The organism is Gammaproteobacteria bacterium, assembly GCA_034522055.1.
In the GTDB taxonomy this organism is placed as follows: Bacteria; Pseudomonadota; Gammaproteobacteria; order JAABTG01; family JAABTG01; genus JAABTG01.
Genome location: JAXHLS010000002.1, coordinates 2,736,117 through 2,744,733 on the forward strand (window position 1 = coordinate 2,736,117; position 8,617 = coordinate 2,744,733).

The following is an 8,617-nucleotide window of genomic DNA, read 5'->3' on the forward strand; positions in this document are numbered from 1 at the left end:
ATGGCAGGTCAACAACGACAAAGGAGGCACCGCCATGACCAATCCGTTCGACAATGAGGACGGCACGTTCCTCGTGCTCGTCAACGACGAGGGCCAGTATTCGCTCTGGCCAGAGTTCCTCGAGATCCCGGCCGGCTGGCGCGCAACGGGACCGACGGGCAGCCGCAGTGAGTGTCTGGCCTGGGTCGACGAGCACTGGACCGACATGCGGCCGCTAAGCCTTGTTCGTCAGATGGAGCAGGACGCGAAAGACCGCGCCAGCCGTTAGGACGACTGACCCGGCGGCGTCTCGCCCATCCGTTCGGCCACAGCGCGATGGAACCATTGCAGCGCCGGCTCGTTCTGTCCGTACACGAATCGAAATCCGTCCGGCGCTGCCAGGGCATTTGCGTAAGCCGCCTCGGCCATCGCATAGTCCTCGTGCGTGATCGGACTCTCTGCATCGTCCTGCGCGAAGTAGCGCTCGACCAGCGTGTTGTCGTCCGCGACTGAACGCGTCGCATACGCCGCGATGTGGCAGGACATCGTGCCGGGTCGCGCGCCCGGAAACAGCCGGAACATACGCAAGCAGGCGTTTCCACCTTCAAGTTCGCCGGCGACGACGACGACATTCGGAAACAGGCAGTACACGGCGTTGAACGCAGGCACTGGCCACGCGCCTTCGGGCCGATCGAGGAGCGGATCGAGTGTGCGTTCGGCAAAACCCAGGCGCCAGTGTGGGCCGTAAGCATCGAAGATGGCGACGTTGCTGTGATAGGCATCGCCAATCGAGTCGCGATGCAGTACACCGAAATGATACCCCTCGCAGTACGTGTCCATAGCGAGCTTCCAGTCGGTCGCTGCCTGCAGACGGCTGTGACGGATCGGCGCCAAGTCCTCGAACTCGATGTCAACGAGTTGTGCCGCGAGGTCGCCTAGGTGCCGATCGACATCGATCGTTGCGCCGCGCAATTGCACGAAGACGAGTCCGTGCCGCTCTGCCACGGCAACAGACACGAGCCGTCGCCCAGCCAGCACCGCGTCGTCGAAGCCAGCGCGGCCCGGCACGCCTACGAGCCGCCCGTGGAGATCGTAGGCCCAGCCATGAAACGGGCAGACCAGCTGACGGTGTCGCGAACACCGCCCCGTTTCGTTGGGGCCGAGGAGCCTCGCGCCACGATGCACGCACATGTTGAGGAACCCGCGCAGCTCGCCGTCGTCGCCGCGAACGATTGCGGCTGATGCACCGACGGCCTCGAACAACAGACAGTCACCCGGCTCGGCCACGTCGCACGAGAGTCCGGCGACGAGCGGCAACGCGCGAAACAGTCTGTCTTTTTCCCGCTCGGCCCGGGCAGGATCGATGTACACGTTGCGATCGTTCGTCATCGCCGCCGCCGCACAGTCGGTCGTACCGCCCGCGGCGAGGTGTGCCAGCAGTCGTCGCCGCATGCCAGCCGCGGTCTGCCGGCGTCGCGCCGTAGGGTTGCCGTCGTCCATAGTCCTGTTGACGTACCGTGTAAGCACTGCAATAGTCACAGCAAGACATCGGATTATCAAGAATGACTAACGGCGGATGACCGGGCGAGACGAGCACATACCGCCGCACGTGCCGCCGGACCGCGTCGTCGACATCGACATCTATCGCATGCCGGAGGCCGAGTGCGATCTGTATAAGGCGTGGAAGCGCTTGCAGGACGAGCACGCGTTCGACCTGTTGTGGACCACGCAGAACGGCGGCCACTGGATCGCGACGCGGGGTCGCGACATCGCCCACGTCTACGCCGACCACGAGCACTTCTCGTCGAACATCACGATCGTGCCGCGCGAGTTCGGCGAGCGATTTCCGCTCAGGCCGACGACGCTCGACCCGCCGGCGCATCGTCCGTATCGCAAAGTGATCGCGGCCGCTTTGACGCCTGCGCGCGTCAGGGAAGCGGCGCCCATCCTCGAGACGCTGGCGCGAGAGGCAGTCGCTCGCGTGCGTGACGTAGGCCGGTGCGAGTTCGTCATCGACGTTGCGGAGTCGATCCCGGTCCGGTTGTTCCTCGCCCTGGCCGGTGTGCCCGCGTCCTCGGCCGCCGATCTGCCGCGCTATGGCGAAGCCCCCGATGCAACCGACGTACCGCTGATGCAGCGCTACGCTGACTTCTTACGACCGTACATCGTCGATCGCCGCCTGAGTCCAGGTGATGACTTACTGAGTCGACTGTCGGTCGGCGAGGTCGAGGGCCGCGCACTGTCCGAGGACGAAGCGGTCGACATCGCGACGGCGGTACTGACCGGTGGCTTCGACACGGTCGTGTCCGCCGCTGGCCTGATGATGGCGTTCCTGGCCCGGAACCCCGAACACCGTGCCCGACTCGTCGCCGATCCCGGCGCGATCGAACGGGCCGTCGGCGAGATGCTCAGGCGCTTCCCGCTCATGACCAAGGCACGGCTCGCGAAATGCGAGCAGTACCTGCATGGCGTCGTGATCCAGGCCGGCGACATGATCGTACTGCCGCCGCTGCACGGACTCGACGACCGCGAGTTCGCGCAGCCGCTCGACGTCGACTTCGATCGCGATCCCAAACCGAGCAGTGTGTTCGGCAACGGCGTTCATCACTGCCCCGGTCACCTGCTCGCTACGGCGGAACTCCGGGCGATCATCGATGCCTGGCTCGCCGCCATACCGCAGTTTGAGGTCGACCCGGCCAGACCGCCGCGCATGCAAAGCGGCATCCTGGGCGCCATGCTCGAACTCGGGTTGCGCTGGTAGATGCCATCGATCGCCGACGACGCGGAGCCGCTGGCCACACTGGACGTCAGCGATCCCGAGCGCTTCCGTTGCGGCGGTCACTGGTCGGTGTTTGCACGCTTGCGCCGCGAGGCGCCCGTGCACTATTGCGCCAACAGCGCATACGGTCCCTACTGGTCGGTGATGCGTCACGACGACATCGTTCGGGTCGAGAAAGACCCCGCGATTTATTCGTCGCAGGGCAACATCATCATCGGTGACGTACCGCCCGAGTTCGACTGCACGCAGGCCTTCGCCACGGCCGACCCACCCGTGCACGCCCGTGAGCGCAGACCCGTCGTCCCGTGTGTATCACCGCCGAGACTCAAGGCGCTCGAGGCCGAGACGCGGGCGTGGATCGCGACGATACTCGACGGTCTGCCGCGAGCCGAGACGTTCGACTGGGGGTGCCGGGTCGCGCGCGAGTTGACGACGCGCATGGCGGCGCGGCTGTTCGACTTTCCGCAACACGAGCGCGAGCAACTCGACCGATTGTATAAAGTGCTCGTGACGACGCCGACACCAGACGGCCTCGTCACCAGCTGGGTCGAGCGTGACGAGGCGCTCGCCGCCTATCGCGAACGCCTACTCAGTCTCTGGCGGGCGCGTGTCGGCCAGGGCGGCCCAGACATCCTCTCGGCACTGGCGAACGACCCCGGCACGGCCAGCATGGGCGCCGACCCGATGCGCCTCGTTGGCACGGTCTCCTTGATCGCGGGCGCGAACGAGGCGGCACAGGCGGCGTTGTCCGGGTGCGTCGTCGCGTTCGATCGCTATCCCGAGCAATGGGCCAGTCTCAAGCAGGCGCCCGGGCTGATAGACAACGCCGTCGAGGAGATTGTGCGCTGGCAGTCACCGATTACGCACATGCGCCGGACGGCGACTGAAGACACGGAACTCCGCGACCAGACGATACGCGCGGGCGACAAGGTCGTGCTCTGGTATTGCTCGGCGAACCGCGACGAGACGGTCTTCGATGACGGCGACCAACTCCGGGTCGATCGGCCGAACGCGCGCCGCCACCTGGGTTATGGCTCGGGCATCCATCGCTGCTTAGGTCACCACGTCGCCCGATTCGAGCTCGGCCTGTTGCTCGAAGCGATGCTCGTGCGTTTCGACCGCATCGAAGTCGTGGACCGGGCCGAACCCCTGGCCTCGAACTTCTCGTCGAACTATCGCGAGGTTCGCGTGCGCGTGTTCGACTGATCAGCCGAACACCGCGAGCACGCGCTCGTCGATGCTCTCTCGCGGCCGGCCATCGACCGACGGATCATCGAACGCCGCGTGCTGTACGCCGCCGGGCGCCGCCGTGTCGAAGCCCGCGAACACGATGACCTCGTCGGGCGTCATATTTGAGTAGTAGGACCACGCCTGCGACTCGGCAAACCGCTCCAGCTCGATCTCTGTGCACTGTTCTGGCGCATCTCGCCGGTCAATGACCTGATCGGTGACCACGAGGTCCGCTCGCATCGAGCGAGCGACTGTCGCAGAGTGCGAGCAGTGTGTCCTGCGGCGGCGGCGGCAGGCTGCGCCAGACGTTGAAGATCGCAATGCGCTCGGTCGGGTACGACGGCGCCTGATCCGGCGGCAACTGCTGCCGCACCCAGTCAGGATCCATGCCGGCCGCGAAGTCGCAGTGCACGAACCGAGCGGGTACGGTCGTTCCGTCCAGAAGATGCCTCGGTGCGTGCTCGCTGCGGCGAACGACGCCCCTGCCGAGCGTCCGGGCGACGAGGGCCGCGGTGTGCTTGATGATCAAGGCTTCGGTCTCACGCGCATGAGCGCGTCGGCCAGCCGGCGTGACGACGTCGGTCACCCGGGTCGGCCAGCTGAGGAGCTCGAAATCCTCGATCGCGAGAGTCGGTCGGCCTGTCGACGCATGTCGATCGAGAACCCGCGCGCGGTGCCCGATAAGCGGCAGGTTGTCGTGCTAGAGTTGCCGTTTGTGGAAGCGCGGACGGCCGTCACACGGCGGTCCGAGGAAACGCACCGTTGTATCGATGTCCATCACGGGCGCCCAGAGTGACCTTCTGCAGGTGTTTCTTAAACTCAAGGTGCGACTTATACTAACCAAGGAGTCTGATCGAAATTAACTTGCCATCTTTCGATCTGGCGACCACTACGGATAAGCTCGATGCGGGTATAAGAGTGACAAGCTAATTCTCGTCAGTGGCCTAACCACAACGAAGCGCCGGCGGTACGGACGCCATGCACACGACGCCATGCACACGACGCGACGAAACTTCCTTGCCGGACTGCCGCTAGTTTTCCTGGGCTGGATTCCCGCGATCGCGGCGCACCCACGCGTCGCGAGCCTGGACTGGGCCCTCGCAGAGACCCTGCTCGCACTCGGTCATGCGCCGGTCGCCATCATTGCGGCCAGCGACTGGCGGCGCTTCGTCATCGAACCGGCGCTCCCCGCCGCCGTCACAGACCTGGGCCTGCAGCAGGAGATTAACCTGGAGCTGCTCGCACGCCTGCGACCCGATCTGATACTGACGTCGCCGTTCGTGCAAAGCCTCGACGACGTCCTGCCGCGCATTGCCGAAACCCATAGCCTGTCGATTTTCGAACCGGGCCCGGTGCCGCTCGAACATCCACGCACACTGATGCGTTCGATCGCCGCGTTACTCGGCCTCGAAGCCCGCGCAGAGCACCTGCTCGCGGACGCCGAACGCACGTTCGACGCGTGTCGCGCGAGGCTTGACCGGCTGTCGCTGCCGCCGCTCCTGATCGTGACGTTCATCGACCCGCGGCACGCGCGCGTGTATGGCGGCGCCGGCATCTTCCAGAACGTGCTCGACCGGCTGGGCCTTGCCAATGCCTGGCCGGGCGAGACGGGCTACTGGGGCTTCACGACGACGGGCATCGAGCGACTCGCGATCGATCGTCGTCTGCACCTCGTGGCGATCGGCCCCGTCCCGCCCGACATCGACAACGCGCTGTCGAAGAGCCCGCTGTGGCGTCGACTCCCGTTCGTCGTGGCCGGCCGCACGACGACCCTGCCGCCCGTGTTCATGTTTGGCGCGATGCCGGCCGCACTGCGGTTCGCCGAACTGCTAACCGCGGAACTCGAGGTTCGCTACGCGTGACCACGAGCCGAGTCAATGGGCCGCTCCTGCTCACGCTCGCCCTGGGAATACTCGGAACCGCGTCAGCCACCCTGTTGCTGGCTGGCCCGCTCACGGAGCTGCTGCAGCGCTCCGCACCAGTGGACGGCTACGACGCCGAGCGCCTCGTGCTGCTGCACTCGACGCTGCCCCGGCTCGTCATGGCGCTCCTGTGCGGTGCCGGCCTCGGCGCTTCGGGCGCCATCCTGCAGCAGGTGCTCAGAAACCCGATCGCCTCGCCGACGACGCTGGGCATCGATGCCGGTGCGCGACTCGCGCTCGCCATCGCGGCCGTGTCCATGCCGCAGCTTGTCGGTTGGGGACGTGACGTCGTCGCGCTCGTCGGCAGCGCCGTGACAACGCTGATCGTCTTCGCCGTTGTCAGGCAGCGCGGTTATACGGCGTTGTCGATCGTGCTGACCGGCCTGGTCGTCAGCCTGTATTGCGGTGCGCTGTCGTCGATCCTCGTGCTGATCGGCGACCGTTACGTGCAGAGCCTTCACATCTGGGGCTCCGGTTCGCTCAACCAGCAGAGCTGGGAGCCGAGCCTCGACCTGATGCTGCGCCTCGCTGTGCTGAGCCTGCCGATCATCGTGCTGCTGCGGCCGCTCAGTTTGCTCGACGCCGATGAACGCAGCGCGGCGACGCTCGGTGTCCCGGTGGCGAAACTGCGCGTCGCGGCTGTTGCGATCGCGGCCGCGATGGCGGCGGTCGTGACCAGCAGCGTCGGCGTGATCGGCTTCGTCGGGCTCGTCGCGCCGATCATCGCGCGACTGTCGGGCGCCCGGCGCTTCGGCGAGCGTTTGCTGTTTTCGGCGACCACCGGGGCGTCGATCCTGCTCCTGACGGACACGCTCGTGCAAAACGTGGCGGGATCATCGGCGCTGTTCGTACCAACGGGGGCGATTACGGCGGTGCTCGCGTCACCATTGCTGTTGCTGCTGCTGCCGAAGCTCAAGACCCAGCTGCGGCCGCCGCCGGTCTTCGTGCCGCCGAGAGCGGGTGGGCGGGCCGGCGGCTACACGATCGTGGCCGGCCTGATCGCGGCAGCCGTCGTGGCGGGCTTGGCTCTCGCGCTGGGCCGCGGGATCGACGGCACCTGGCAGCTCGCATCCGCCGCCGAATGGGCCGAGATTTGGGCCTGGCGCGTCCCTCGCTTCGCGGCCGCGGCGCTGGCCGGGGCCTTGCTCGGTGTTGCCGGCGTGATACTGCAACGCGTGACCAACAACGAAATGGCCAGCCCCGAGGTGCTCGGTGTTAGCGCCGGAGCGATCCTGGCGGTAGCCTGCGGCCTGTTCGTGTTCGGCGAGTTGGGTCGCATCGGCATGAACGTCGCGGCGGTCGCAGGCAGCCTGACGGTCCTCGGCATCATCCTCCTGATCGGCCGGCGAGCCGGTTTCGCGCCCGAGAAAGTGCTGATCGCGGGTATTGCGTTGAATGCGTTGATCGATGCGGTCGTCGGCGTGATGACGGCGGGCGGCAACCCGCAGGCGATGGTGTTGCTCGGCTGGATGAGCGGTTCCACCGGCGGCACGACCGGCGCCGAAGCGCTGCAGGCAGGTGCCGCCGTGACTTTGCTCGTGCCGCTGGCAGCGCTGATGGCGCGCTGGCTCAACCTGCTGCCGCTCGGCGGACCGCAGGCCTCGGCGCTCGGCGTTCCCGTCGTCAACGCGCGCCTGGCGTTGCTCACACTCGCGGCCGTTCTGACGGCCGTTGCGACATTTATCATTGGACCGTTGACTTTCGTGGGCCTGATGGCACCCCATGTGGCTATGATGATGGGAATCAGACAGTCGCTACCGCTGCTCGTCGGTGCCGCCATCTGTGGCGCGAGCATCATGGCGCTGGCCGATACGCTCGCACGAACGGTCGCGTTTCCGCTGCAGCTGCCGACCGGCCTGACTGCGGCGATCGTCGGTGCGCCGTTCCTGTTGCTGCTGCTCGGCCGCAGACAGTCGGTGACGTCATGACCGCCGTGATGCAGGTGACGAATTTGCGCGTCGACATCGCCGGTAGTACGCTGCTCGAGCTTCCCGCACTCGATCTACCGGCCACGGGCGTGACGGGGCTCGTCGGGCAGAACGGCTCGGGCAAATCCACGCTGCTCAGAATACTGGCGCGGCAGCAGTCGCCGAGCCAGGGCGATGTGCGCTACGATGGGCGGCGCCTCTCGGACTGGGGCGAGCGCGAATTCGCGCGTCGCGTTGCCTACCTGCCGCAACAGACGCCGCTCGCGGCCGGTCTGACCGCGCGCGAACTCGTCGCACTCGGTCGCTATCCCTGGCATGGCGCACTCGGACGCTTCCAGGCACAGGATGCGGCGCGCGTCGACGAGGCGCTGGTCGCGACCGAGACCGTCGGCCTTGCCGACCGCTTCGTCGACTCGCTGTCGGGCGGCGAGCGGCAGCGCGTATGGCTCGCGATGCTGCTCGCACAGAATGCGGATCTACTGCTGCTCGATGAACCGATATCAGCGCTCGACCCGGCACATCAGACGTCCGTGCTGTCTTTGATCGGCCGTATCAGTCGTGACAAAGCGGTCGCGGTGCTGGTCGTGCTGCACGATGTCAACCTGGCGGCGCGCTACTGCGACTATCTGATCGCACTCAAGCAGGGTCGCCTGATCGCCGCCGGCGCACCCGCTGACATCATGTCGTCCGAGCAACTCAGCGCCGTCTACGACGTCGATATGGGCGTGTTTCCGAACCCCGACACCGACGGCGTCATCGCCTACGTGCGTACCTAGCAC

9 protein-coding genes are annotated in these 8,617 nt (G+C 66.4%); 6 read left to right on the top strand and 3 right to left on the bottom strand.

Annotated elements, in window-relative coordinates; all coding sequences use genetic code 11:
• The first annotated feature begins 34 nt into the window (after positions 1 to 34).
• Complete coding sequence (locus U5S82_13320; protein ID MDZ7752613.1) at positions 35 to 268, top strand: MbtH family protein; 234 nt, start codon at positions 35 to 37, stop codon at positions 266 to 268.
• Here U5S82_13320 and U5S82_13325 read toward each other — a convergent pair.
• Positions 265 to 1,479, bottom strand: a complete 1,215-nt coding sequence (locus tag U5S82_13325; GenBank protein MDZ7752614.1) for an aromatic ring-hydroxylating dioxygenase subunit alpha — start codon at positions 1,477 to 1,479, stop codon at positions 265 to 267. The two genes, U5S82_13320 and U5S82_13325, sit on opposite strands and share 4 nt — an antisense overlap.
• Before the next feature lie 76 nt (positions 1,480 to 1,555).
• Here U5S82_13325 and U5S82_13330 point away from each other — a divergent pair, with 76 nt between their 5' ends.
• Complete coding sequence (locus U5S82_13330; GenBank protein MDZ7752615.1) at positions 1,556 to 2,740, top strand: cytochrome P450; 1,185 nt, start codon at positions 1,556 to 1,558, stop codon at positions 2,738 to 2,740.
• Positions 2,741 to 3,964 carry a cytochrome P450 gene (locus tag U5S82_13335; protein ID MDZ7752616.1) on the top strand — a complete coding sequence of 408 codons (1,224 nt, stop codon included), beginning with the start codon at positions 2,741 to 2,743 and terminating at the stop codon, positions 3,962 to 3,964. It abuts the gene before it with no gap.
• Here the strand turns inward: U5S82_13335 and U5S82_13340 are convergent, their stop codons facing one another.
• Together U5S82_13340 and U5S82_13345 are read right to left on the bottom strand one after the other, a co-directional pair.
• Positions 3,965 to 4,213 (bottom strand): hypothetical protein, encoded by a 249-nt coding sequence (locus tag U5S82_13340; GenBank protein ID MDZ7752617.1) that lies wholly within the window; start codon positions 4,211 to 4,213, stop codon positions 3,965 to 3,967. It lies immediately after the preceding gene.
• Positions 4,191 to 4,679, bottom strand: coding sequence for a CmcJ/NvfI family oxidoreductase (locus U5S82_13345; GenBank protein ID MDZ7752618.1), 489 nt, complete (start codon positions 4,677 to 4,679; stop codon positions 4,191 to 4,193). Before U5S82_13345 ends, U5S82_13340 begins: the two co-directional genes overlap by 23 nt.
• Positions 4,680 to 4,980: 301 nt before the next feature.
• Between U5S82_13345 and U5S82_13350 the strand changes: the two genes are divergently transcribed.
• The 3 genes from U5S82_13350 to U5S82_13360 are packed head-to-tail and all read left to right on the top strand — an operon-like array spanning position 4,981 to position 8,614.
• Positions 4,981 to 5,850: an ABC transporter substrate-binding protein gene (locus U5S82_13350; protein MDZ7752619.1), complete on the top strand. Its 870-nt coding sequence runs from the start codon at positions 4,981 to 4,983 to the stop codon at positions 5,848 to 5,850.
• Positions 5,847 to 7,838: a Fe(3+)-hydroxamate ABC transporter permease FhuB gene (fhuB, locus tag U5S82_13355; GenBank protein MDZ7752620.1), complete on the top strand. Its 1,992-nt coding sequence runs from the start codon at positions 5,847 to 5,849 to the stop codon at positions 7,836 to 7,838. Before U5S82_13350 ends, fhuB begins: the two co-directional genes overlap by 4 nt.
• Complete coding sequence (locus U5S82_13360) at positions 7,835 to 8,614, top strand: ATP-binding cassette domain-containing protein (GenBank protein ID MDZ7752621.1); 780 nt, start codon at positions 7,835 to 7,837, stop codon at positions 8,612 to 8,614. The genes fhuB and U5S82_13360 overlap by 4 nt, the downstream gene beginning before the upstream one ends.
• Positions 8,615 to 8,617: the final 3 nt, after the last annotated feature.